Genomic DNA, 24,504 nt, shown 5'->3' on the forward strand with positions numbered 1-24,504 from the left:
GTTTATACCCCTGTGCCCAGCGGGTCAGCCCATGGTTTACTGGGGTTCAGACAAAAAGCACATGACCCTAAAGTTCCGCTGTCCCAAAGCTGCCGGTCGACAGGTGGAGTGTGAGGACCAGTGCCGGTGCAATAACCCTTACGGGCTGGTGGTAAGGTTTCGCGTAACCGATAACCCCCGCTTGTTTTCCTGCCCTCACCGGGGCAGTGAAAACTGGCAGAGGCTTTACAGCCAGCGAATCTCTATCGAGCGCTGGTTTGCGATGTTAAAAGAACACCTGTATATGGACAAAATGAACCGGCGGGGAATCGATAATGCTTTTACAGATGTGATGCTCTGCTTGATCACCTTCCTTGCCGGCACACTGGCCCAACTGAAAATCGAGCAGCACAGCCGTAAGGCTGCTTAATTCCTGTTAGTCAAAAGAATGCCGCAAAGTGGAACCAAATTTGGAGAGGGGTGATCTGTCCTTTTTTAGCTGCCTTTTGTTGTCAGAATAAGTTTTTGATCATTTTTTAGCGATAGTTCAGGGCTAATTTCCCATTTATGCTCCTCAGGAGTTATTTCTTACCAGCCTGGAACTTGAATTTTGCAGGTTACACTAATTTCGCACATCGTATTATTATCGTTTTTTTACTCACTGAACAATGATGCTCTTTCTAAGCCTGCCGTGACAAGCAGTAAATGCTGGTCTTACCAGTACAGCTTTTTCAGTGAGTGCTGGGCCTGTTCGGCTCTCGAAGAAGAGGGACAGCAGTCATCCGTACGAAAAAAACAGAGCCGGTCCGAAGCGAACCGTGGTGCACATCTTACGCGGAGCATATGAGTGAGCGGGACTGCGGGAGAAATTCCGCGGTTAAATTTTCCTGATCATGTTTTCGTTTTTTTCGGCTCATACTAAACTTACAATTTTACCAAAAAGGGGCTCGGGCACGATGAAACTGGCGCTCGTTTCCTTCCGCCGTTCCGCTTTATTATTACTGGCCCTGGTTGTTTTGGCCACGGGGTTGGTGGTGACCGCCGGGCAATCACCGGCCCAGGAGCGCACCCTTTACTGGGGACTAAGTGGGGATGATGTGATCAGGGTGCAGCAGCGCCTGCTGGACTGGGGGTTCTATGACGGGCCGGTAGACGGCTTCTACGGCAGCAAAACCCAGCAGGCGGTGGTGGATTTTCAGCTAAACAATGGCCTTGTTCCCGACGGCGTGGTCGGTCCAAATACCTGGGCCGCCCTGGGCTTTCCCCCGGCCCCCGCGACAGCACCACCCCCAGAACCGCCGGCGGTCTCCCGGGGAGTAACCAACCGGGATGCGGTTTACCTGCTGGCCAGGGTTATTGAAGGGGAGGCAGCCGACGAGCCCTTTGAGGGCAAAGTGGCCGTGGGAGCGGTGATTCTGAACCGCACCAGGAGTGCGGCCTTTCCCCACAGCTTGGCGGGAGTCATCTTTCAGCCCCATGCCTTTGAATCGGTGAGCAACGGCCAGTACAACCGCCCGGTGAGCGAGGAGTCCCTGCGGGCAGCCATGCTGGCCATGAGCGGGTGGGACCCGACGGGGGGAAGTCTTTACTTCTGGAATCCAGCCAAGCCGGTGAACCCGTGGATCTGGACCCGGAACATCGTCACCCAGATTGGCCGTCACGTATTTGCCCGCTAAAGGAGGTCGGGAGTTGACGATGAACAATAAGAGGTTTTGGCTATTGCCCCTGGTGGCCGGGGTATTGCTGGTGGGCGCTTTAGGTTACTGGGGCTACCAGCAGTTCACCGTACGCCAGCGTCTGGAAACGGCTTTAAATAACAAGTACTACCGGGCCCTGTACGATCTGACGGAAAACGTCCAGAACATGGAAGTGCTGCTTTCCAAAAGCCTGGTGACCGGTACGCCGGAAGCACAAAGCACCCTTTTCATGGAGCTCTGGCAGCGGGCCATGGCGGCCCAGGCGGATTTAAACCAGCTGCCGGTGACCGATGCCCTCACCGGACGCACGTCCAAGTTCCTCACCCAGGTGGGGGATTACGCCCATTCCCTGCTGCAGCAGGCGGCCAGGGGGCGGCTGGAGTCCGACCGGCAATGGGAAACCTTAAACCGCCTTTACCGGCAGTCCGCCGATTTAAATCTGGCCCTGCACGACCTGGAAGGCCGCATTGCCGATGGGCGGCTTTACCTGAACGAACTGGTGCGGGAAGGCAGCCGCACCCTGGGCCGGCAGGGCCCGCGCCTGGCCAACGCCAACTTCCAGACCATTGAGAAGCACATGGAGAACTTCCCCACACTGATATACGATGGCCCTTTCTCCGACCACCTGGAAAAAAGAACGGCCCGGGGTCTCACCGGAAAGACCATTAACAGGGACGAGGCCCGCAGGCGGGCGCTGGAGCTGGTGGAAGGCAGGGATAACTACACGGTGGAACGGGTGGGGGAAACCCGGGGCAAAATTCCCTCTTACCTGGTGGAACTGCGCCCTCAAAACGGCGATGGGGGAGGCAATATCACCGTGGCCATTACCCAGCAGGGCGGTCACCTGAGCTGGATGACCAACGGCCGCCAGATTGGGCGCCCCGCCTGGAGCATTGAAAAGGCCAGGCAAAAGGCCCGGCAATACCTGGCTTCCCTGGGCTTCAACAACATGGTGGCGGTGTATCATGAGCAGCAGAACGGCGTTGCCGTATTCAACTTTGCCGCCACCCAGGACCGGGTGATCCTCTACCCGGATCAAATCAAGGTGACCGTAGCCCTGGACAACGGCCAGATCCTGGGAGTGGAGGCCTCAGGCTATTTGATGAACCACACCCGCCGCGAACTGCCCCGCCCCCGGATTAGCCCGCAGGAAGCCCGGAAAAAGCTCAACTCCCGGCTGAAGGAGATAAAGGGCGGACGGCTGGCCCTCATCCCGGTGTCCCCGGACAAAGAAAAGCTGGCCTATGAATTTCAGGCCCGGCTGGACAGGGATCTCTTCCTGATCTACATAGACGCCGTGGACGGCAGCGAAGCCCAGGTGCTGCGGGTGGTGCGCAACCCGGAGGGCGTGTTGACGCTGTAAACCAATTACCTGTTGACAGCGGGGCAACCACATGCTAGTATTTTACTTAACTTGATATGGCAGTAAGGCCGTGAAGGGGAAGATGGGTGCGTCAACCATGCCAGCGAGCCGGGGAGGGTGCAAGCCCGGCTGGGGAAGTGCCCGTGCCGCCCCGGAGCCGGGGACCCAAAGGTGATTCCACTCCACCGAGTATGTCCTTTCCGGCAGCCCGCCGTTACCGGGCCAGGAGGGGGTCGCCTTTTCTTGTAGGCGGCCAAATTGGGTGGTACCGCGAGACCGGGCTCTCGTCCCATTGGGGCGAGAGCCCTTTAACTTTGAAAGACAGGCCAGCTGTAAAGGGGTGAGCAGGTGAATAAACTGGAACTGCTCGAGTTTCTGGAAGACAATGCCAGGCTTACACCGGAAGAAATAGCCGTCATGCTACAGACCGACCCGGGGGAGGTGCGCCGGGTCATCCAGGAGCTGGAAGAAAATAAGACCATCTTGAAGTACATAACCCTGGTGGATTGGGAAAAGGCCGGGGAAGAAAAGGTTTCCGCCCTGATCGAGGTACGCATCACGCCCCAGCGGGACGTGGGCTTTGACGCAGTGGCCCGGCGCATTAGCCGGTTCCCGGAAGTGCGCAGTGTGCGCCTGATGTCCGGAGCCTACGACCTGGCCGTATTCATCGAGGGACGCACCATGCGGGAGGTAAGCCACTTCGTGGCCACCAAGCTGGCCACCATTGAAGGGGTAGTCAGCACTACGACCCACTTCGTCCTCAAAACCTACAAGCAGGACGGGGTTATTGTGGATGATGGTGAAGAGGACCGCCGCCTGATGGTAACGCCTTAGTTGCATTAAACTGCAAAACAAGCGGGGAGGAAAAGGCAGATGAACAAAACCTGGTGCGAGCGGATTAATCCCGTGGTACGGGACATACCACCCTCGGGAATTCGCCGTTTTTTCGATATGGTGGCCGAAACCAGAGGGGTCATTTCCCTGGGCGTGGGTGAACCGGACTTTGTCACGCCCTGGCACATCCGGGAGGCCTGCATTTACTCCCTGGAGAAGGGGTACACCATGTACACCTCCAACAGCGGCCTCCTGGAACTGCGCTGTGCCATTGCCCGGGATCTGGCCGGTACTTACGGCGTATTCTATGATCCCCGGAGCGAGATTCTGGTAACGGTGGGGGTAAGCCAGGCCCTGGACCTGGCCTTAAGGGCACTGGTTTGCCCTGGCGACGAGGTGCTGATCCCGGAGCCGTCCTACGTTTCCTATGCCCCCACGGTGATGTTGGCCGGGGGGAAGGTGGTTTCCCTGCCCACCGGCACGGAACAGGGCTTTTGCCTGCGTGCCCACCAGGTGGAGGCGGCCATCACGCCGCGCACCAAGCTCCTGCTGTTATGTTATCCCAACAACCCTACCGGGGCAGTGCTGGACCGGAAAACCCTGCTGGAAATTGCGGAGGTGGCCGTAGCCCACGACCTGATCGTGATCTCCGACGAGATATATGATAAGCTTACCTACGTGGGCCAGCACACCTGCGTGGCCAGCCTGCCGGGCATGAAGGAGCGCACCGTTCTTTTAAACGGCTTTTCCAAGTCCTACGCCATGACGGGCTGGCGGGTGGGTTATGCCTGCGGCAACGCGGATTTCATTGCCGCCATGACCAAAATCCACCAGTATACCATGCTCTGTGCGCCCATTACCGCCCAGATGGCCGCACTGGAGGCACTGAAAAACGGCCGGCCGGCCATGGAACGCATGGTCCGTGAATACAACCGGCGCCGTCACGTGGTTCTGCATGCTTTCCGGGATATGGGGCTGCCCTGTTTTGAGCCCAAAGGGGCTTTTTACGCCTTCCCGGAAATCAGGGTTACCGGCCTGACCTCGGAGGAATTTGCCGAGGCCCTGCTCCAGGAGGAAAAGGTGGCCGTGGTGCCGGGCAATGCCTTCGGGCCAAGCGGCGAAGGTTTCGTGCGCTGTTCCTACGCCGCTTCCCTGGAGGATCTGGGTGAGGCCCTGCGGCGCATGGCCCAACTGGTGCGGCGGCTGGGTGTCCGGCCGCGGGTAATTTCCACTCCCCCAAAGTCTCACCCGCCCCGGGAAGCGGGCATGAGTGCGGCGGGCGGTGTATCCTCCTGAATTGTGACTGCTTAGTAAAGCTATATTGACTGAAGATTAACCCTAAATTTTGTGCAAGTGCAGGAATTAATCATCCGGCGTAGAATTATTCGACACAGAATATTTATTGATTACAACTTGCGCCGGAACCGTATCCGGCCGAAAAAATGAAGGATGGGAGGACGGCAGGAAATGAAACTTTTATTGTTATGTCTTTTTGTGGGTGTACTTATTTACAGCGGCTACAGCAGTATGGGGCGTAACCGTACACTGGGTGATTTCTTTTTAGGCGGGCGGGCCATGGGTCCCTGGCTCTCGGCTTTCGCTTATGGCACCACCTATTTCTCGGCGGTGATTTTTATCGGCTACGCCGGCAAAGTGGGCTGGGGATTCGGTACGGCCGCCCTTTGGATTGTTTTGGGCAACACCCTGGTAGGGAGCCTGCTGGCTTGGCTGGTCCTGGCCAAGCGGACCCGGATCATGACCGCCCGGCTGGGGGCCATGACCATGCCGGAGTTTTTGGAAGCCCGTTATCAAAGCCGGGCCATGAAAATATACGGGGCACTGGTGATTTTCCTCTTCTTGGTGCCGTATTCCGCATCCGTGTTCATGGGTTTAAGCTATTTATTCAATCAGATATTTGGCATTCCCTATTTATATGCCGCGCTGTTGATGTGCCTTTTAACAGCCCTGTACCTGATCATGGGTGGTTACCGGGCAGTGGCCCTCACCGACGTGATTCAGGGGACGGTTATGCTGGCCGGAGTGGGCATTTTGCTCTACTATGTCCTGGGGGCCCCCCAGGTGGGGGGGCTGTTCCAGGGGTTGCAGCGGCTTGCCCAGGTTGACCCCGGGCTGGTCAGCCTGGCTGGGCCCCAGGGCCGCTGGTTACCTCTGGCCGCCCTGGTAGTTCTGACCAGCCTGGGCCCTTGGGGTCTGCCCCAAATGGTGCAAAAGTTTTATGCCATCAAGGATGAGAAAGCCATCCGCCCGGCCATGGTGGTGTCCACCCTTTTTGCGCTGGTGATTACCTTTGGGGCCTATTTCACCGGTTCCCTCACGCACCTGTTCTTTGACAAGCTGCCCGTGGATCCGGCCAGTGGCAAGCCCACTCCCGACATGCTCATGCCGGTTCTGATTCACAGCACCCTTCCCGAACTGGGAGCTGCGCTCATCCTCCTTCTGGTACTCTCGGCATCCATGTCCACCCTGGCATCACTGGTGCTGGTGAGCAGTTCGGCCATTTCCATAGACCTGGTGCAAAGCCTGCGGCCAGGCTGGGCTAAACAATACGGCGTTTTAATCATGCGCCTGTTATGCTGCCTTTTTATTGCCCTTTCCCTGATCATCGCCCTGGTCAAGCCGGGAATCATCCTGAGCTTGATGGCCATGTCCTGGGGCACGGTGGCCGGTGCATTCCTGGCCCCCTACCTCTACGGACTGTTCTGGCGGGGTACCACACGTGCGGGGGCCTGGGCCGGTACCTTAACCGGGCTGGGCTGTTCCGTAATCCTGTCCCTTTATTACCGGCTTGATCCGGCGGTCATTCCCCTGGTGGGGTCGCTGGCCATGCTCATTCCCCTGGCGGTGGTGCCCGCGGTCAGCCTGGTTACCCGCCCCCTGCCGGCGGAGGCGGTGGCAAGGGCCTTTGGTCCGGGTGCTGCAACGGGAAGGCAGACTTTACTGAAATACAAGGAAGTGGAGAGTACATGATTTGGGATCGAAAGCATGAATGCATGGACAGGGAGGAGCTCCAGGCTCTGCAGTTGGAGCGGTTAAAGGAGACGCTGCACCGGGTTTACCGGCGGGTACCCTACTACCGCCGCCTCTTTGACGCCCACGGCGTGGTGCCGGAGGATCTGCACACTTTGGAGGATATCCAAAAATTTCCCTTTACCACCAAAGCAGCCCTGCGGGATAACTACCCGTACGGGCTCTTTGCTGTTCCGCTGAAAGAAGTGGTGCGGTTGCACGCATCCTCGGGTACCACGGGAAAGCCCATTGTGGTGGGATACACCAGAAGGGACCTGGAAACCTGGAGTGAGCTGGTGGCCCGGATTGTCACCCAGGCCGGGGTCATCAGCGAGGACGTGGTGCAGATCACATTCGGCTACGGCCTGTTTACAGGCGCTTTCGGCCTGCATTACGGGCTGGAGAGAGTGGGTGCCACCATTGTCCCCGCCTCGGTGGGCAACAGTGAAAAACAGATCATGCTGATGAAAGATTTCGGTACCACGGTGCTGGTGGGCACCCCCTCCTACGTGCTGCACCTGGGAGAAACCGCTCGTTCCATGGGTATCGACCCCACCGGCCTGAAGGTGCGCCTGGGGCTGTTTGGCGCCGAGGCCTGGAGCGAGGAAATGCGCCGGGAGCTGGAGAAGATGTGGGGCATGAAGGCCACCGACAACTACGGCCTGTCGGAAGTGATGGGACCGGGGGTGTGCGGTGAATGCACGGTGGCGCCGGGGATGCATATTGCCGAGGACCATTTCCTGGTGGAAATTGTCGATCCCGAAACCGGCGAGGCTCTAGATTACGGCCGGGAAGGGGAGGTGGTCATCACCACTCTGACCAAGGAGGCCTGCCCCGTAATCCGCTACCGCACCCGGGATATTTCCGTGATCAATCCCGAGCCCTGCCCCTGCGGGCGCACCACCGCCCGCCTGCGCCGCATTGCCGGGCGCACAGACGACATGCTGATTATTTCCGGGGTAAATGTTTTCCCCTCTCAAATCGAAAGCGTCCTGATGGAAATCAAAGGTGTTTCACCCCACTACCAGATTGTGGTGGATAAGAAGGGTTACCTGGATTACCTGGAAGTGCAGGTGGAAATGACGGAGGAGGCCTTCACCGGAAGCTTCAAGGACCTGGAGGCCCTGGAAGAAAAAATCCGCCGTCGTCTCCAGGCGGTGCTTTCCATCAGCCCGCGGGTGCGCCTGCTGGAGCCACACTCCATCGAGCGCAGCCAGGGCAAGGCCAAACGGGTTATAGACAGGCGCCCTAAAAAGCAGTAGCAATTTATATATAGCGTCGCAAAAATGGGGCATGGGCGGCGGTCGTCGCTAAGGAGCACTGGAGCGACGGGAAACGACCTCCGCCTAAATGGCAAATGTTCAGTAGAACCGCTACCATAGGCAAGGTGCCGCGTTGTCCAAAGCGAACGACTTGCGGAGCGCTGGTAACAGCACCCGGCGAACCCAGCACTCACTGGCAGTGGTGCTCTTTCTAAGCCTGCTATGAAAGATAGTGAGCGGCATGTTTTTCCCCGTATGGCTTTTTCAGTGAGTGCTGGGCGGCACCAAAGCGGGTTCACTAAACATTTACCCCAATGGATATGCGACAGCAACGTATGGAGGTTTGACATGAAGGAACTAATGACGGGTAATGAAGCCATCGCCCGGGGAGCCTACGAACACGGCGTTACCGTGGGAGTGGGCTATCCGGGTACACCCAGCACCGAGATTCTGGAAAACTTTGCCCGCTACCCGGGGATTAAAGCCCAATGGGCCCCCAACGAAAAGGTGGCCCTGGAAGTGGGCATGGGGGCTTCCCTGGCCGGGGCCCGGGTGCTGGTGACCATGAAACACGTGGGGGTGAACGTGGCGGCCGATCCCCTGATGACGGCGGCCTACACCGGTGTAAATGGCGGCCTGGTTCTGGTTTCCGCCGACGACCCGGGGATGCACAGTTCCCAGAACGAACAGGACAACCGTTTTTATGCCCGCTTTGCCCGGGTGCCCATGTTTGAACCGTCGGACAGCCAGGAAGCCCTGGACATGGTGGGGCTGGCCCTGCAGGTGAGCGAGGAGTTTGACCTGCCCGTGATCCTGCGCACCACCACCAGGGTGGCCCATTCCCAGAGCCTGGTGGAGCTCAAGGAGCGTAACGAGGTGCCCTTGAGGCCGTACCGGAAAAATACTAAAAAATGGCTCATGGTGCCCGCCTTTGGCCGCCTGCGCCGTCAGGCCCTGGAGGAACGGCTGCAGAAGCTCAAAGCCTACACCGAAACCACGCCGGTGAACTTCATTTCCTGGGGCGACCGCCGGGTGGGAGTAATCACCAGCGGCATCAGCTACCAGTACGTGCGGGAAGTGTTGCCCGGAGCCTCCATCCTCAAGCTGGGGATGACCTTTCCCCTGCCGCAGGGCCTGATCCGCCAGTTTGCCGCCGGCGTGGAAAGGCTTTTGGTGGTAGAAGAGCTGGACCCTTACATTGAAGAGTTCGTTCGTGGCCTTGGCCTGGAGGTGACGGGCAAAAAGATTTTCCCGGCCTGGAACGAGTTTACCCCCGGCCTTGTCCGCCGCAAGCTAAGGGAGGCGGGAATACCGGTGCCTTCGCCTGGCCCCGGGGAGGGTACCGCCGCCTGTCCCCTGGGACCCGGCGGTGAAATGGAGGAATTGCCCCCCGTCCCGGGACGCCCGCCCGTGCTCTGCCCGGGGTGCCCTCACCGGGGAGTCTTTTATGTGCTGCGTAAATTAAAGCTTCTGGTTACCGGGGACATCGGCTGCTATACCCTGGGCGGCCTGCCCCCCCTGGAGGGCATGGACACCTGCGTTTGCATGGGGGCCAGCATTGGCATGGCCCATGGCTGCGAACTGGCCGATTCCTCCCTGGCCCGCCGCACCGTGGCCGTAATCGGTGACTCCACCTTTTTCCATTCCGGCATCACCGGCCTCATGCACATGGTTTACAACGGGGGCCAGGGTACGGTAATCATTTTAGACAACCGCACCACGGCCATGACCGGCCACCAGGAGCATCCCGGCACGGGCAAAACGCTCATGGGGGAGCCCGCCCCCGCGGTGGATCTGGAAGCGCTGGTGCGGGCGCTGGGGGTCGGCCGGGTGCGGGTGGTGGATCCCCTGGATATCGCCGGGTTGACGCAGGCCATCCAGGAGGAAGTGGCCGCCGGCGCCCCGTCGGTGATTGTCGCCCGCCGGCCCTGCGCGCTGCTGCGAAGGGAAAACCGCCCGCCGGTCCGGGTGGATGTTGAGGCCTGCACCGGCTGCAAGACTTGCCTTAAGCTCAGCTGTCCGGCCATTTCCGTGCAGGACAAACAAGCGGCGGTGGATGCCATTATCTGCACCGGCTGCGGGTTGTGTGTGCAGGTGTGCAAGTTTGGCGCCCTGAAGGAAGGGGGAGAAAACAATGGCTGAGGTAACGGGTGCGGCCCTGGCACCGGTGGACATATTGATGGTTGGCGTAGGGGGCCAGGGAATCATCCTGGCGAGCAAGATCCTGGCTTACGCCGCCCGGTCGGCCGGGTACGATATTAAAGTATCGGAAATACACGGTATGGCCCAGCGGGGGGGCAGTGTGGTTACCCAGGTGCGCCTGGGCGAAAGGGTTTATTCCCCCCTCATTCCCGAGGGAGAGGCCCATATCATCCTAGCCTTTGAACAACTGGAGGCCCTGCGCTGGCTGGAGTATGTGAAGGGCGGGGGTACCATCATTGTGAACAGCCAGATCATCTATCCCGTACCCGTACTGGCGGGCATGGCCCAATATCCCGAAAACATTATCGCCCACCTTTCCCGCCGGGCCCACACCCTGGTGGTGGACGCCCTGGGCAAGGCCCTGGGGTGCGGCAATGCCCGGGCGGCAAACGTGGTGCTACTGGGCAGCCTGGCCAGGCGGATGCCCATCCCGCTTTCTTACTGGCTCAGCGCCATCGAGGATTGTGTCCCCGCCCGTTACCTGGAGGTCAACCGGGCCGCCTTCCAGAGCGGTTATGCCCTTTGAGTTAATGTTCTCGAATTGAGCAGCTACGAAAATGCCTGGGGTCGGGAAGTATGGGCAAGCAAAAGGTTTTTAAGCTAAATGAATATCGAAAGAAGGAGAGGACGGTATCGGGCCTTGAACCCCTGGACAACGGGGATAGGGGGGCCCGCTTCCCCCCGCCCCTGAATAAAGTCAAGGCGTTTTTAAAGGAGCAAAAGTGGCTCCTGCTGGCGCTGCTTTTAACGGTCCTCATCTACCTGTTGCCCACCCCCCGTGGCCTGACCGTGCAGGGTAAGTATGCCCTGGGCCTCTGGGCCTTTGTCATCGTCTGCTTTTTGACCGAAGCGGTGCCCCTGCCCATGACCGCCATGCTTATCGGCTGCTACCAGGTTTTCACCGGCATCGCCAGCTTCAGGGAGGCTCCCCGCACTTTTATGGATGATGCCGTGATTTTCATCATGGGCGTGCTGATGATGGGCGCCATGCTGATGAAATACAATATCCACAACCGGGTGGCTCTCTTCATGCTCAAACTATGCGGCGCCCGCATTGAAAGGGTTATCCTGGGCATCGTGGCCTTTTGCGCCATCAGCGCCGGCTTCATTACGGAACATGCCGCGGTGATGATCATGCTGCCCATCGGGGTGGGCATTGTTTCTTTAAGCGGCGGTTACAAAAAGGTTCCCAACCTGGCCAAGCTGATTATGCTGGCAATCGCCTACGGCGTGATGATTGGAAGTGTATCCGCGCCATCGGGGGGCGCCCGCAATGCCCTGATGCTGGGCCTTTTAAGCAGCCTGGGCATAAACATCGGCTACGGACAGTGGATGCTCATGGTCATGCCCTTTACCCTGATCATGATCCCTATAGTTAGTTACTGGCTGCTGAACCTCTTTTCTCCGGAAATTACAGACCTCTCCGGGACTGTCCAGGCCATCAGGGAGGAAATGGAAGCCGATGGTCCCATGACCAACCAGGCCCGGATGGCCCTGGCCATTTTTCTGGCCGTGGTGGTGGGCTGGATCTTTGCCAGCCAGCGCTTTGGGGTGGGCAACATTGCCATGGTGGGCATTCTCCTGGCGGCGGTATTGCGCCTGATCGACTGGAGCTACCTGCAGCAAAAAACCCAGTGGGGAGTGGTATTGCTTTACGCCGGGGCCATTTCCATGGGCAAAATGCTCATTGCCACCGGCGCCGCTTCCTGGTTGGCCGGGCAGTTCCTGCACCTGGCGGCGGTCGCCGAGGTGACCGAGGGGGTTTCCCTGCTGGCAGTTACCGCCACGGTAACTGCCCTGGTGACCAATACCATGGCCGACGGGCCTACGGTGGCCGTCCTCGGTCCCATTTTTTTGAAGGTGGCTGAATTGTCCCGGACCTCGCCCCTGGTTATTGGCGTGGCCACCTCCCTGGCTTCGGCCTTTTCCTACCTCCTGGTGATTGCCACTCCCGCCAACGCCATTGTTTACGGTCCCGGTTTTTTGCGCGCACAGGATTTTTTAAAGGCCGGAGGCGTGCTTTTTCTTATTTCCCTGGTCCTCACCGTTGCCTTTCTCGGCAGTTTCTGGTGGCGGGTGCTGGGCGTCTGGTAACCGGGCTATTCTTAAAGAAACAAATTCCATTCTCGTCCAAAGCAAGCATAATGTCGGAAGATTCTTGATTTAAAAAATAACAAAGTGAAATATTGCACAATCCAAGGTACTATGTTATACTTGAAGCAAAGGAAGGGTACAGACACAGGAATGTGAATAAGTGCACAACCTGAAATTAACGGCATATTTTGTAGTGAACAGGCGTGGTGAAAAGCCAGTAAACACAGGGACTTTGGGCCATGACAGATTGAAGCAAAACGAGGGATAAATGGAGTATGTGAACACCGTAACAATCCTGGAAGAATGCGCTGTTGTGTAGTGACAAAAGCCCCCCTTACCGGCCGGGTTGAGGTTGGGGGTTGCGGGTTCATTAAATATCTACCAGGTTGACTTGGGGGTGATGTGCCCGTGTTTTTCCGAAAAGTTACCAGCCGCAGCGGGGGGAAAGAATACACCTACTTGAAACTCATTGAAAACTACCGGGAAGGGAACAAGGTAAAGCAGAGGGTAATCGCCAACCTGGGCAACCTGGAGAACCTGACGCCGGAAAAGGTGGAGGGGCTGATCGACGGCTTGGCCCGGATATGCGGCGTTTCCCGGCGGCCAGCCAACATCGAAGCCAGGAAGGTATTGCGCTACGGCGAGGTCCTGGCCATCCACCGGATCTGGGAGATGCTGGACGTGGGGAGAGCCGTGGAGGCCGCTTTTTCCGGCGAAAGGTACGACCCGGATACCGCCCTGCTCCTGGAACTGATGGCCATAAACCAGATCATCAATCCCCCAAATAAACAAGCCATTAGCGAGTGGTACCGGTGCCTGTACTTTCCCGAGGCTCAGGGCAAAGAATTTTTGGATCACCACTTTTACCGGGCGCTGGACAGTGTGGCCGGCGTGAAAGAAAGGCTGGAGGAGGAACTTTTTCAGAGGTTGTGCGCCTTTACCCGGGTTAGCCGGGAGGTTGCTTTTTGCTTGCTGACCACGGCCACCGTTGAGCCGGCTCCCCGGAGCGACCTTGAACATTCGCCCTATGGCCGGTACCTTTTACAATCACCACTGGAGGAGCAGCTCGTTTACCTGGGGATTCTGGTCAGCCGTGAGGGTATGCCCTTTGGGCACCGCATCCTGCACGAGGTGCCCGACGAGGGGGACTTCCGGGAAATTGTACACCACCTGCAGACCGCGCATGGTACCCGGCAGTGTATCTTTGTGGGTGACCGCCGGCTGGTGGCCGCCCCCCACCTGGAGGTTTTGATGTCCCACGGCTACCATTACCTGGTACGCCGTAAGGTTCAGTCGGAATGGGAGTTAAGGTTGTGTGAGCGGGAACTGGTGGAGAACCGGGCAGAGTTTAAAGAAGTGGATGGGGCTCTCTGGTACAGGGAAGTCGTGGAAGGGGGGGTGCGGTACCTGGTGTGCTACAGCCCGGCGGCGGCAAGGGAAAAGGCGATTGCCCTTGCGGAACGCCTGGATGAGGTGGAGGAGGAATTGCGGAAACTTCAAAAAGCGGTCGCCTCGGAACACCGTTCGGGCAAGAGGACCCTTCCCAGGGGTGCCACCATCCTGAAGGATAAATACTGCCGCCGCTATTTTGACTGGCATTACAGCGAAGCCACCGGGGAGCTGACCTGGTGCCGCAAGGAAGATGTGATCACCCGGGAGGAGAAAACGGCGGGGGCTTTCCTCCTGGAAACCAACGCCACCCTGATGGACGGCAGGGAATTGTTGCTGGCTTACACCGGCCTGAGCCAGCTGGGGGAATCCTTTGAGGAAATCAGGAGTTTTGAAACCAGGCCGAAAGAGTTTTACCGCGAACGCAACCTTTCCGCCAGTATCTTCGTATGCGTGCTGGCAGCCATGCTGGAAAAGACCCTGGAAGGGTTGCTCAGGCGGGCGGGGATACCCCTTACCTCCCGCCAGGCCATGGAACTGCTGGAAGAAGTGAAAGTGGCCATCAACCGGGTGGACGATGTGGAGCTGAAATCGGTGACGAGCATAGAAAAAACTCAGGCAGAAATCCTGCAGGCCATCGGGGTGCCCGACCCCAGGGCGGTTGTGGTTTAGGTACTCCGGCCTGTGATTCCCCCACGGGAGGAGGTGGACCCATGGAAAAAAAGGTAGGGGACGTCATGGTGCCCGTCAGGGAATTGGCCACGGTAGCCGGGGAATCAACGGCTAAAGACGCAGTGGTGGCCCTCAAGACCAGCCGGGGCTACCCGGTGGTACTGGTACTGGAAAATGACAAGGTGGCCGGGCTGATCGGGCTGAAAGAGATTCTCCGGGGGTTGGATCCGGTGATGTTTAAGAAAGATACTTACGGCGGCTGGACCATCAACCCCGACTGGAAAGAACCCGTGCTGTTTACAGGTCACTTCCAGGAGCGTTGCGCGGCCCTGGCCGAGCGTCCGGTAAAAGAAATCATGGTGCCTGTACCGCGCCGGTTAAAGGCTCAGGATAGCATCGTTAAGGCTGCCTACATCATACTGAGCACCGGGCAGGAACCGGTACCCGTATGGGAGGAAGACCGGCTGGTAGGCATGGTGGGCATGAAAGAGATTTTTGCCGAAATGGTGCGGGAGCTGGACAGTGGGGGCGGTGGCTCGCGAGGCAAGGTGATCTTTGCCGATCAATACCGCCGGAAGGCCAGGGTCACTACCACAACGGGGTAGTGACAAAAAATTACCCTGACTAGTGAAAAGTTTCACATTTAGGGGATCGGAAATTCACTAGCCCTCAGAATTGTATCTTTGGAAGTTGTCACTACGGTTTGTAGTGGCGAAAGGGGAAGGAGGTGAGAAGGCCGGCGCGGCGAGAAGGGCAAAGGAGCATACCGGGCTGGCAGTGAGTGGGAATGGAGTATTTAAAACGCCGGGTTGGGAGAGTTGGCCAGTTTGGGGGAACTAATTTAAGGAGGTATCATCTATGGGAATGTTTAGAAGGGTTGTCGGGGGTGGTCTGGCTGCCGGTGAATTCCTGACCGCCCTGTCCAGAAAGCAGGCCCAGTGGGAACTGGAAATGAGCCGGGTAATTTTGGGCCGGCGCTGGAAGCTCCTGCTGGTGGCTTTGTTCCCCGTCCTTTTGGGCCTGGGGATGGAGATGGCCGTGGCGGCCGGCTTGCCCGAGCACATCGGTGGTCACAAAGCCTACATGCCCAGCTTTGCCACCACCGAGATGTTTATTGGCTCGATCTTTGTAGGCATCATGGCCGGGTTGATTACCGGCGTCATTGGTGCGGGTGGCGGCTACGTCCTGACCCCGGCGCTGATGAGCATCGGGGTGAAAGGGATCATGGCTGTGGGTACCGACCAGTTCCACCTCTTTGCCAAGGCAATCATGGGTACGGTCATCCACCGCAAGATGGGTAACGTGAACTTCTGGATTGCCGCGTGGTTCGTCCTGGGTTCCGTGACCGGGGCCTCCGTGGGCGGTGTGCTCAACAGGGCCATCTACCAGAAAAGCCCCGCCTTGAGCGATGCCTTCATCAGTGCGGTATACGTGTTCATGCTGGGCATTCTGGGGTTCTACGCCCTGGCCGACTGGATGCGGACCCGTAAGGGTGCTGTTGCCGGTGCCAGGACATCCAGTGTCGACACCACCACCAACTTTGCCCGGTGGCTACAATCCCTTCCCTTGAAGCCGCGGGTAAAGTTCGACGAGCACATTGTCCCCGGCGGCCGGAGCATCGCCGTATACCCAATTATCATCTGTGGCTTCATCGTTGGTTTTGTCGCAGCGATCATGGGCGTGGGCGGCGGCTTTCTGACCTTCCCCATGATGGTTTACGGCCTGGGCGTATCCACCTTCACCACCGTGGGTACCGACATCCTGCAGATCATCTTTACCACCGGCTACTCCTCCATCACCCAGTATGCCATTTACGGATACGTCTTCTACACCGTGGCCATGGGCATGCTCCTGGGGTCCCTGGTGGGTGTGCAGATGGGTGCCCTGGTGACCAGGATGGTGAAAGGAGTTACCATAAGAGCCTTCTACGCCCTGACCATCCTGGCCGGTTTTGTGAACCGCATCTGCGCCCTGCCGGGCAAGCTTAACGAGGTTGGCTGGATCAACATGAGCAAGGCCACCGCTACTCTGATCAACAGCGTGGGTACAGTGATCTTCTTTGCCCTGGTAGGTATTTTCTCGTTGTGGATCCTGGCCGTGTTCTTCAAGGGCGCCAGCAAGATCCGGGAAGCCGAGCGGCAGGCCCTTACGGCCGGCAGCGCGGGTGTAGGGCACTGAGGTAGCCCGTAAAAAAAGGGGTGAAATCCGGTATGATTATACGGAAAAGGGAATTCTTTATCGGTATAGTGCTGCTCATCTCCTTCTTGGTGGTTCTGGCGGTAATGATGAGTCCGGTGATGAACGGCAAAACGGTGATTGGCTATGCCGACGACCTTTTTAACCAGTTGACCAAGGGTTCAACCTGCTACATTCCCGGTATTATGAGCAAGGCGAAAAATTTTGAAGGGCAGAATTTCCAGGTAACCCTGGAAGCCGGAGATAAAGAAGAAGCAGCTAAAATGACGGGGCTCTTTACCGCCGTTGGGGCCTCAGTGGCGGCACAGGGGCAAAAACTGACGGTCAGCGGGGACCTGGGTAAAGTGGCCCGGGCGGCGCTGGCCGATGCGGATGCGGAGTTTAACAACCGGGGCGATCAGATCAAGGGTCGTTACGGCCTGGAGTCCCGGGAAGTAATTTACTACTGGTGGAACCTTTTCAATATCCTCCAGAAGCACTATAAACTGGAGGCCCGTGCCGGTGAGATGTCCTTTGCGGGATCGGTGTTGACCAAGGCCCTGGAGCCCGCATATAACTTCGAAGGGATCCAGGCGGCCAGAGTGGCCGATAAAGCCGGCGTGACCACCTTCATGCTCGCCTTTTACGTCATCTACACCATGTGGTACGGCTTTGCCATGATGTTCATCTTCGAGGGGCTGGGCATTTCGGCCTCCGCCCACGGGGAAAAGGCAGAGGCCTGACGCCCGGCTCCGGGAGCCGCCGGGTGGAGGGGTATACATACCGGCGGGCATTAAGTGAAATAGCAGCTTCAACAGGCGGTGCCTTTAAAAGGCGCCGCTTTGTTTTTATGATTTGTTTTGTGCTTGTGAATCCTATCTTTTTGTCACCTACCTATTGATTTCTGAAAATTTAGGACTATAATAAAATCAACAGGGCGGTTATGTGGAGCTTGTTAAAATTCGTACAAATTGGCACTACATATAAACCTTAGTTTTGTCACCACAACTCATTGGCCGGAAAAAGCCCCACTTTAATTTTTGAACGGGGGTATAAAAATGAACAAAGGTCAATCACCGTCTTTAAGGGAGGAACCCCGGTGGCTGGAAAACCTGTGCCTGGCGGTAGACATCCTGGGAGTGGGCGCTATTATCAACCTGACCGCTTTGCTGGTGGTAAAAGTGTTTATGAATGACTTTTATAACAGCGTGGTAACCTTTCTCTTCCGCTAAAAGGGAGATGTGTTAACCATAATCACGCGTATCTCACGGTTTGGCGGCAAAACAGGCACCAGAGGGAGCCTGTTTTTGTTTTGCCCGCGCTGGCGGGAGCCTTTAATGCCCCGCTTTTTATTTTGCGCCAGCCGTCCTGAAGCGGCCAAATTTTCAGCTGAAAAAAATAAATACCCCCTTTTTGCCCGCCGGAAAACAGGATATAATAATTAAAATTTCGTTAAGATGCCTTGCCCGGCTCTTAAGGTGAAAGGATGATTGGTATTGCGCAAAGAGGTGCTGGTAACCATCCGTGGAACGCAGACCAATGACCTGGGGGAGCGGGAAACCATCGAACTGGTGACGAAAGCCAACTATTATCAGAAAAACAGTTCTTTTTACATTGTTTACAATGAGTCTGAAATTTCCGGCCTGGCCGGAACCACCACCTCTCTAAAGGCTGAACCCAGCCGGGTTACCTTGAACCGCATGGGTACGGCCGAAGTAAAGCAGGTTTTTGAAGAAGGAATTCATCATGAAACCAGTTACATGACGCCTTACGGGTCCATGTGGATCCGGGTTCTGCCCTGGAAAGTGGAGGTGGACTTGACAGAGGTGGGCGGAAGTATTAATCTGGAATACGAGTTGGAATTATGCCGGCAAAGGATCGGTTACAACGAATTATCCATTACCGTGCAGGAGGTCTAGTTTTTAAAAGATGAAGGGTCTAGTCCAGGAAGTACGGGAACACCTGGCCGGTGCTCTGGAAAGGGCACTGGCTTCTGCTGTAAGCAGGGGTTTGTTGCCCGCGGTCACTCCCCCGGCCTTTGTGGTGGAGGTGCCCAGGGAAAAGGAACATGGAGATTTTGCCACCAATCTGGCCATGCTCCTGGCCAGGCCGGCCCGTCTCGCACCCCGCAAGATTGCCGAGGCCCTGGTGGCCCATTTAGACCTGACCGGGATTTCGGTGGAAAAGGTGGAAGTGGCCGGACCCGGTTTTATTAATTTCTACCTGGCTCCCCACTGGGTGCTGGCCGAGCTGCCCCGCATTATTGGGGCGGATCACGACTATGGGCGGGTGAACCTGGGTAACGGTTCCCGGGTGCAGGTGGAATTTGTCAGCGCCAACCCCACCGGGCTTTTGCACATGGGCAACGCCCGGGGAGCGGCCCTGGGGGACAGCATTGCTGCCATTTTAGATTTTGCCGGTTACCGGGTCACCCGGGAATACTACATCAATGATGCCGGCAACCAGATCGAAAATTTCGGACGTTCCCTGGAAGCCCGCTACTTCCAGCTTCTCGGCCTGCCGGCTCAAGTGCCCGAGGAGGGCTACCACGGAGAAGATATTATCGACACGGTAAGGGGCTTTGTGGAGCGTTTTGGCGATCAATACCTGCACGCTCCGGAGGATGAAAGGCGCCGGGCCCTGGTGGACTACGCTCTGAAAGAGAAGCTGGCCGCCATCAAGAAGGCCCTGGAGGATTTTGGCGTCCACTATGACGTGTGGTTTTCCGAGAAGAGCCTCCACGAATCGGGGGCGGTACAGGAGGCCATCGATATCCTGCGCCGCCGGGGGTACCTCTATGAATATGAAGGTGCGCTCTGGTTTAAGGCAACGGAGTTCGGGGTGGAGAAAGACGAGGTGCTGGTGCGCAGCAACGGTGTGCCCACCTACTTTGCGGCGGATATCGCCTACCACCTGGACAAATTCCGCCGCGGCTTTGACCGTGTCATTAACATCTGGGGGGCGGACCACCACGGCCACGTGGCCCGCATGAAGGGGGCGGTGGCCGCCCTGGGCTACAACCCCCATGCCCTGGAAATAGTGATCATGCAGCTTGTGCGCCTGTACCGGGGCGGCGAGCTCGTGCGCATGAGCAAGCGTTCCGGCCAGTTTGTCACCCTGGAGGAACTGGTGGAGGAGGTCGGCAGGGATGCGGCCCGCTACTTTTTCGTGCTGCGCAGCGCCGACAGCCACCTGGATTTTGACCTGGACCTGGCCAAGGAGCAAAGCAACGAAAACCCGGTCTATTACATCCAGTACGCTCACGCCCGCATCTGCAGCATTTTGCGCCAGATGGACCGGGAAGCCCCTTTGCCGGAGCAGGTGGACCTGGGGCTTTTAAAGGAAGAGGCAGAACTGGCCCTGGCCCGCAAGCTGGCCGATTTCCCCGAGGAGGTGGCCCTGGGGGCGAAGGATCTGGCCCCCCACCGTATGGCCCGCTACCTGCATGAAGTGGCGGGACTGTTGCACAGCTTTTACAACAGCCACCGGGTGATTACCGGAGACGAAGCCCTGACCGCCGCCCGGCTAGTGCTGGTGGATGCCACCCGCATCGTCCTGCGGAACGGCCTGCGACTGCTGGGTCTCTCCGCCCCGGAGCGGATGTGATTGTAGATAGTCCGTTTGGGGAGTGTGTCTCTTTGTTGAAGGAACCTGTTCTGGCATTGGTCACGGGATTCGTGGCCGGTGCGGCCTTTGCCTGGTTAAAGTTGCCCGTGCCCGCACCCCCTACCCTGGCGGGGGTCATGGGGGTGGTGGGCCTTTTTCTGGGCTACCTTGTGGTGGCTCGCCTTATAAACCGTTAGATCTGTTGACATGTCCTTTTGCCACGGCTAGAATAGGATAGGTATTATCTACCGATGCCGTAAAAAATAGAGCAATAATGTTTGACAGGAGGCTATCATGGCCAAATTTATTTTTGTCACCGGTGGAGTAGTATCATCGTTGGGCAAGGGTATTACTGCCGCTTCCCTGGGCCGTCTGTTGAAAAGCCGCGGCCTGAAGGTGGCTATTCAAAAACTGGACCCTTATATCAATATTGACCCCGGCACCATGAGCCCCTACCAGCACGGGGAAGTTTTTGTTACCGAAGATGGCGCGGAAACCGACCTGGACCTGGGACACTATGAGCGTTTCATCGACAGCAACTTGAGCCGCAGCAGCAACATTACCACCGGGGGTATCTACTGGTCGGTGATTACCAAGGAGCGCCGGGGCGACTACCTGGGCGCCACCGTACAGGTAATACCCCACATCACCAACGAGATCAAGGAAAGGATCCTGCGGGTTGCCGCTGAATCTAACCCGGACGTGGTCATTACGGAGATCGGCGGTACCGTGGGCGATATCGAGTCCCTTCCCTTTCTGGAGGCCATCCGCCAGCTGCGCACCGACCTGGGCCGGGAGCACGTCATGTACATCCATGTCACCCTGGTGCCTTATCTCAGAGTAGCCAACGAATTAAAAACAAAACCCACCCAGCACAGCGTAAAGGAACTTCGCAGCATCGGCATTCAACCCGACGTGATTGTCTGCCGTACGGAGCGCCCCCTTTCCCGGGAAATGGAGGAAAAAATAGCCCTCTTTTGTGACATTGACCCCCGGGCGGTAATTCAGGCAGTTGACGCCACCTCTATCTATGAAGTGCCCCTGATGCTGGAGAAGGAGGGCCTGGGGGAAATAACGGTACAGCGCCTGGGCTTGGAATGTCATCCTCCCGAACTGACCGAATGGGAAGATATGGTCAACCGCATGAAAAACCTGCGGGAGAAAGTGGTTATCGGCCTGGTGGGCAAGTATGTCTCCCTGCCCGATGCCTATTTCAGCGTGGCCGAAGCCCTGCGCCATGCCGGGCTGTATCACGGTGCCGCGGTGGACATTCGCTGGATCAATTCCGAAGAACTGGAATGCAAGCCGGCCGAAGATTATCTCCGTGATGTGGATGGTGTGCTGGTTCCCGGGGGATTCGGGGACCGGGGCATCGAGGGGAAAATCAGGGCCATCAAATTTGCCCGGGAGAAAAGGGTCCCCTTTTTGGGCATTTGCCTGGGGATGCAGCTGGCGGTGGTGGAATATGCCCGCCACGTTCTAAACTGGCCCGGGGCCAACAGCTCCGAGTTTGATCCCCGCACCCCGTATCCGGTTATCGACTTGTTGCCGGAACAAAAGGAGCTGGACCGCCTGGGCGGCACCATGCGTTTGGGCCGTTATCCCTGCCGCCTGGTACCCGGAACCCTGGCCCACAGGGCTTACGGGGAGGAAATTATTTACGAAAGACACCGCCATCGCTACGAACTGAACAATACCTACCGGGATGAACTGTCCCGGGGAGGACTTGTCTTCAGCGGTACGCGTCCGGACGGCTACCTGGTGGAAATCGTCGAGCTGCCGGGGCATCCCTGGTTTTTGGGCACGCAGTTTCATCCCGAGTTTAAATCCAGGCCGAACCGGCCCCATCCCCTTTTCCGAGACTTTATCGGTGCTTCCCTGACTTACCGGGGAAGCCGCACTTAACCCTGCATGGGATCAACCGGCCGGGTAAAGAATAGGCCTGTGGGAGGTTTGCTGGCGTGAAGAGAAGGCTCGTAGCTGCCGTGGTGTGTGTAGTGGTGTTGCTTTCCCTGGGTGCCGGGCTGGTAAGCGTGCTTTCCCGCCCGGACAGGGGAATAAAAATTTCCCGGGGTACCGGTGCGGTGGCCATAATTCCCATTACCGGCACCATTGTCAGCGGCCGGGCTACCCCGGGATTCTTTGGTTCAGGGACAGGTTCGGAGGATGTGATGGAGCGGCTGCGCCAGGCTTCCCGGGACCCGGCGGTTAAGGCCGTGGTGCTACGATTAAACAGCCCGGGGGGTACCGCTGCGGGTGCCCAGGAGATTGCCGCGGAAGTGGATAACCTGCGCAAAAGCGGCAAGAAGGTGGTGGCCTCCATGGGGGATGCCGCGGCCTCCGGAGCTTACTGGATTGCCAGCCGCGCGGATAAAATTGTGGCTAATCCCGGGAGCCTGACGGGCAGCATTGGTGTAATCATGCAGACCCAGGACCTGCGTGGTTTATACGATAAGCTGGGCATCAACACCCGTACCTTTAAAAGCGGCCCTTATAAAGACATGGGCTCACCCAGCCGGCCGGTAACCCCTGAGGAACAGGACATCTTTCAGGGTATGGTTGACGATATTTACGACCAGTTTCTGCGTGCCGTATCGGAAGGCAGGAAGATGGAACTGGACCGGGTGAGAAAACTGGCCGACGGGCGGGTGTATACCGGGCGGCAGGCCCAAAAACTGGGGCTCGTGGATGAGCTGGGCAACCTGCGGGACGCCGTTCGCCTGGCCGGCCGTCTGGCCGGGCTCGGTCCCGACCCCGTAACCACCGAACTGGGTCCCCGCGGTTTCTGGTCCGGCATCCTTTCCGGGACGCTTTTCCCCAAGGGGTTTGGCAGCGCTTTTCCGGACAACAAAACAGCCATCTGGCTCATCTGTCCCCCCTGCCTCCCCCCCGGGTCAGAGGGCGATACGCTCAGGTTTCCCAATTCTTAAGGGGTTACTTTGAAAATGGAGGTGGTTCCAGGTGGAAGAGCGCACCGGGACTTCCGGCGGGGTCTTATCCCCCGGTGAAGATGTTCATGGCTCTCCGGCGGTAAATGAGGCTCCCCCGGAGCCCCCCATGGGTTTTCTGGATATCATTTACGGGGTCTTTTTTGACCCCCGGGCTACTTTCCGGCGGTTGGCCGCCAGCCCGCCCCTTGGCCTGGCGGTTTTGATCTTCACTCTGGTCAACCTGGCCGGCGCCCTCATGGGAGCCCTGGTGGGATACCGCCTGACCCTGCCGCCCGGCCACCCTTACATGGGCATGCACTGGCTGGCACCGGCCGCTCCCCTCGTGGCGGTGGCGGGCTTGGTTTTCCAATATGTGAAGTGGGTGGTGGTGAGCGCCCTTTTGCACCTCACCGCCGGCTTGCTGGGCGGGCGGGGCAGGGCCTCTGGAATCTTAACCATAACTGCCCTGGCGGCGTTGCCGGCACTGACCATGATACCTGTTGATTTGCTGCTTTTCCTGCTGGATACCCGGGGAATCTCCTTAACCGTGGTCACGGCGATTTTAGGACTGGCGGTTTTCATATGGGGTGTCGTCCTGGTAGTCCTGGGGCTGATGGAGGTATACCAGTTTTCAGCAAGCCGCGCTTTGCTTACGGTGTTGCTGCCACCGGCCGTGATTATCCTGAGCGGGATTATTCTGCTGGTGCTCTTTGCTGCGGGCATCTCTTCCCTCTTTCCCCTGAACAACTAACCCTGGTAAAAAAATTTTCCCCGCGGAAGGGATTTAATACCCCCTGCCGAAACACTACTTTAACGAATCCCACCGTGAGGGTTAGACCAGTTTCAGGCAGGGGGGTAAGGGGGATGACGGATTGCCGGTATTACCTGCTGGTGGTAGATGATCAGGCAGGAGTGCGCCGGATGCTGCTGGAGGCTTTCACCGATGACGGATATGAAGTGGTAGTGGCCGTTTGCGGACCTGAGGCACTCCAGAAGCTTAAACATGGTGGTATAGACCTGGTGCTACTGGACATGAAAATGCCCGGAATGAGCGGACTGGACACCCTGCGGGAAATTCGCAAGCTGGATCCGGATCTGCCGGTGATCATGATGACCGCGTACGGGGAGCTTGAACTGCTTGGTGAAGCTAAAAAGCTGGGAGTTAGGCATTATGTGAGCAAGCCATTTGATCTCCAGGAAGTGCGTTACCTTGTCCGGGCCCTCCTGGCGGACAGGCGTCCGGCCAGGAGATATCTGGAGGTAATTGGCTAAGG

Annotated in this window: 22 protein-coding genes; all 22 read left to right on the forward strand. The window is 57.8% G+C overall.

Going from position 1 to position 24,504, the window contains the following annotated elements; translation table 11 throughout:
* On the forward strand, positions 1 to 409 hold a 409-nt coding region (locus BUA65_RS13945), incomplete at its 5' end, for a transposase (protein ID WP_207543906.1).
* A gap of 526 nt (positions 410 to 935) precedes the next feature.
* On the forward strand, positions 936 to 1,655 hold the full coding sequence (gene sleB, locus BUA65_RS13950) for a spore cortex-lytic enzyme (RefSeq protein WP_072870568.1): 720 nt from the start codon (positions 936 to 938) through the stop codon (positions 1,653 to 1,655).
* 19 nt (positions 1,656 to 1,674) lie between these two features.
* Positions 1,675 to 3,039 carry a germination protein YpeB gene (ypeB, locus tag BUA65_RS13955; protein WP_072870570.1) on the forward strand — a complete coding sequence of 455 codons (1,365 nt, stop codon included), beginning with the start codon at positions 1,675 to 1,677 and terminating at the stop codon, positions 3,037 to 3,039.
* Between the two features lie 348 nt (positions 3,040 to 3,387).
* Positions 3,388 to 3,873, forward strand: a complete 486-nt coding sequence (locus tag BUA65_RS13960) for an Lrp/AsnC family transcriptional regulator (protein WP_084062494.1) — start codon at positions 3,388 to 3,390, stop codon at positions 3,871 to 3,873.
* A 39-nt stretch (positions 3,874 to 3,912) separates the two neighbouring features.
* Entirely contained in the window at positions 3,913 to 5,169 is a 1,257-nt protein-coding gene (locus BUA65_RS13965; protein WP_072870571.1) for an aminotransferase class I/II-fold pyridoxal phosphate-dependent enzyme, read from the forward strand.
* A gap of 171 nt (positions 5,170 to 5,340) precedes the next feature.
* Positions 5,341 to 6,861 carry a sodium:solute symporter family protein gene (locus tag BUA65_RS13970; RefSeq protein ID WP_072870573.1) on the forward strand — a complete coding sequence of 507 codons (1,521 nt, stop codon included), beginning with the start codon at positions 5,341 to 5,343 and terminating at the stop codon, positions 6,859 to 6,861.
* Entirely contained in the window at positions 6,858 to 8,162 is a 1,305-nt protein-coding gene (locus BUA65_RS13975) for a phenylacetate--CoA ligase family protein (RefSeq protein ID WP_072870575.1), read from the forward strand. The genes BUA65_RS13970 and BUA65_RS13975 overlap by 4 nt, the downstream gene beginning before the upstream one ends.
* 348 nt (positions 8,163 to 8,510) lie before the next feature.
* A complete protein-coding gene (gene iorA / locus BUA65_RS13980; protein WP_072870577.1) occupies positions 8,511 to 10,304 on the forward strand; it encodes an indolepyruvate ferredoxin oxidoreductase subunit alpha in 1,794 nt (597 codons plus the stop codon).
* The gene (locus tag BUA65_RS13985) at positions 10,297 to 10,890 is read left to right on the forward strand and encodes an indolepyruvate oxidoreductase subunit beta (RefSeq protein ID WP_072870579.1); all 594 of its coding nucleotides are present in this window, start codon (positions 10,297 to 10,299) and stop codon (positions 10,888 to 10,890) included. The genes iorA and BUA65_RS13985 overlap by 8 nt, the downstream gene beginning before the upstream one ends.
* A gap of 50 nt (positions 10,891 to 10,940) precedes the next feature.
* Positions 10,941 to 12,458, forward strand: a complete 1,518-nt coding sequence (locus tag BUA65_RS13990) for an SLC13 family permease (protein WP_072870581.1) — start codon at positions 10,941 to 10,943, stop codon at positions 12,456 to 12,458.
* Between the two features lie 408 nt (positions 12,459 to 12,866).
* A complete protein-coding gene (locus tag BUA65_RS13995; RefSeq protein ID WP_072870582.1) occupies positions 12,867 to 14,519 on the forward strand; it encodes an IS1634 family transposase in 1,653 nt (550 codons plus the stop codon).
* A 41-nt stretch (positions 14,520 to 14,560) separates the two neighbouring features.
* The gene (locus BUA65_RS14000; protein WP_072870584.1) at positions 14,561 to 15,124 is read left to right on the forward strand and encodes a CBS domain-containing protein; all 564 of its coding nucleotides are present in this window, start codon (positions 14,561 to 14,563) and stop codon (positions 15,122 to 15,124) included.
* A gap of 253 nt (positions 15,125 to 15,377) precedes the next feature.
* A complete protein-coding gene (locus BUA65_RS14005; RefSeq protein ID WP_072870586.1) occupies positions 15,378 to 16,697 on the forward strand; it encodes a sulfite exporter TauE/SafE family protein in 1,320 nt (439 codons plus the stop codon).
* 32 nt (positions 16,698 to 16,729) lie between these two features.
* The gene (locus BUA65_RS14010) at positions 16,730 to 17,437 is read left to right on the forward strand and encodes a hypothetical protein (protein WP_072870588.1); all 708 of its coding nucleotides are present in this window, start codon (positions 16,730 to 16,732) and stop codon (positions 17,435 to 17,437) included.
* 315 nt (positions 17,438 to 17,752) lie between these two features.
* Complete coding sequence (locus BUA65_RS18360; protein ID WP_165613264.1) at positions 17,753 to 17,926, forward strand: hypothetical protein; 174 nt, start codon at positions 17,753 to 17,755, stop codon at positions 17,924 to 17,926.
* Positions 17,927 to 18,190: 264 nt separating this feature from the next.
* The gene (locus tag BUA65_RS14020) at positions 18,191 to 18,613 is read left to right on the forward strand and encodes a YwiB family protein (protein ID WP_072870618.1); all 423 of its coding nucleotides are present in this window, start codon (positions 18,191 to 18,193) and stop codon (positions 18,611 to 18,613) included.
* A 10-nt stretch (positions 18,614 to 18,623) separates the two neighbouring features.
* Positions 18,624 to 20,300, forward strand: coding sequence for an arginine--tRNA ligase (gene argS, locus BUA65_RS14025; protein ID WP_072870591.1), 1,677 nt, complete (start codon positions 18,624 to 18,626; stop codon positions 20,298 to 20,300).
* Positions 20,301 to 20,332: 32 nt separating this feature from the next.
* Positions 20,333 to 20,497, forward strand: coding sequence for a XapX domain-containing protein (locus BUA65_RS14030; RefSeq protein WP_341349624.1), 165 nt, complete (start codon positions 20,333 to 20,335; stop codon positions 20,495 to 20,497).
* Positions 20,498 to 20,594: 97 nt separating this feature from the next.
* Positions 20,595 to 22,205 (forward strand): CTP synthase, encoded by a 1,611-nt coding sequence (gene pyrG / locus BUA65_RS14035; protein ID WP_072870593.1) that lies wholly within the window; start codon positions 20,595 to 20,597, stop codon positions 22,203 to 22,205.
* Positions 22,206 to 22,261: 56 nt separating this feature from the next.
* Positions 22,262 to 23,230 carry a signal peptide peptidase SppA gene (gene sppA / locus BUA65_RS14040; RefSeq protein ID WP_072870595.1) on the forward strand — a complete coding sequence of 323 codons (969 nt, stop codon included), beginning with the start codon at positions 22,262 to 22,264 and terminating at the stop codon, positions 23,228 to 23,230.
* A 31-nt stretch (positions 23,231 to 23,261) separates the two neighbouring features.
* Positions 23,262 to 23,981: a Yip1 family protein gene (locus BUA65_RS14045; RefSeq protein WP_072870597.1), complete on the forward strand. Its 720-nt coding sequence runs from the start codon at positions 23,262 to 23,264 to the stop codon at positions 23,979 to 23,981.
* A gap of 113 nt (positions 23,982 to 24,094) precedes the next feature.
* Positions 24,095 to 24,502 carry a response regulator gene (locus tag BUA65_RS14050; RefSeq protein WP_072870598.1) on the forward strand — a complete coding sequence of 136 codons (408 nt, stop codon included), beginning with the start codon at positions 24,095 to 24,097 and terminating at the stop codon, positions 24,500 to 24,502.
* Positions 24,503 to 24,504: the final 2 nt, after the last annotated feature.

Origin of the sequence: Desulfofundulus thermosubterraneus DSM 16057, assembly GCF_900142025.1 — a bacterium.
In the GTDB taxonomy this organism is placed as follows: domain Bacteria; phylum Bacillota; class Desulfotomaculia; order Desulfotomaculales; family Desulfovirgulaceae; genus Desulfofundulus; species Desulfofundulus thermosubterraneus.

What these genes read in the sequence shown, in the direction of transcription:
- sleB (WP_072870568.1), top strand. Translation starts at nt 936, where the DNA reads ATGAAACTGGCGCTCGTTTCCTTCCGCCGTTCCGCTTTATTATTACTG.
- ypeB (WP_072870570.1), top strand. Translation starts at nt 1,675, where the DNA reads ATGAACAATAAGAGGTTTTGGCTATTGCCCCTGGTGGCCGGGGTATTG.
- BUA65_RS13965 (WP_072870571.1), top strand. Translation starts at nt 3,913, where the DNA reads ATGAACAAAACCTGGTGCGAGCGGATTAATCCCGTGGTACGGGACATA.
- BUA65_RS13970 (WP_072870573.1), top strand. Translation starts at nt 5,341, where the DNA reads ATGAAACTTTTATTGTTATGTCTTTTTGTGGGTGTACTTATTTACAGC.
- BUA65_RS13975 (WP_072870575.1), top strand. Translation starts at nt 6,858, where the DNA reads ATGATTTGGGATCGAAAGCATGAATGCATGGACAGGGAGGAGCTCCAG.
- iorA (WP_072870577.1), top strand. Translation starts at nt 8,511, where the DNA reads ATGAAGGAACTAATGACGGGTAATGAAGCCATCGCCCGGGGAGCCTAC.
- BUA65_RS13985 (WP_072870579.1), top strand. Translation starts at nt 10,297, where the DNA reads ATGGCTGAGGTAACGGGTGCGGCCCTGGCACCGGTGGACATATTGATG.
- BUA65_RS13990 (WP_072870581.1), top strand. Translation starts at nt 10,941, where the DNA reads ATGGGCAAGCAAAAGGTTTTTAAGCTAAATGAATATCGAAAGAAGGAG.
- BUA65_RS14000 (WP_072870584.1), top strand. Translation starts at nt 14,561, where the DNA reads ATGGAAAAAAAGGTAGGGGACGTCATGGTGCCCGTCAGGGAATTGGCC.
- BUA65_RS14005 (WP_072870586.1), top strand. Translation starts at nt 15,378, where the DNA reads ATGGGAATGTTTAGAAGGGTTGTCGGGGGTGGTCTGGCTGCCGGTGAA.
- BUA65_RS14010 (WP_072870588.1), top strand. Translation starts at nt 16,730, where the DNA reads ATGATTATACGGAAAAGGGAATTCTTTATCGGTATAGTGCTGCTCATC.
- BUA65_RS18360 (WP_165613264.1), top strand. Translation starts at nt 17,753, where the DNA reads ATGAACAAAGGTCAATCACCGTCTTTAAGGGAGGAACCCCGGTGGCTG.
- argS (WP_072870591.1), top strand. Translation starts at nt 18,624, where the DNA reads ATGAAGGGTCTAGTCCAGGAAGTACGGGAACACCTGGCCGGTGCTCTG.
- pyrG (WP_072870593.1), top strand. Translation starts at nt 20,595, where the DNA reads ATGGCCAAATTTATTTTTGTCACCGGTGGAGTAGTATCATCGTTGGGC.
- BUA65_RS14050 (WP_072870598.1), top strand. Translation starts at nt 24,095, where the DNA reads ATGACGGATTGCCGGTATTACCTGCTGGTGGTAGATGATCAGGCAGGA.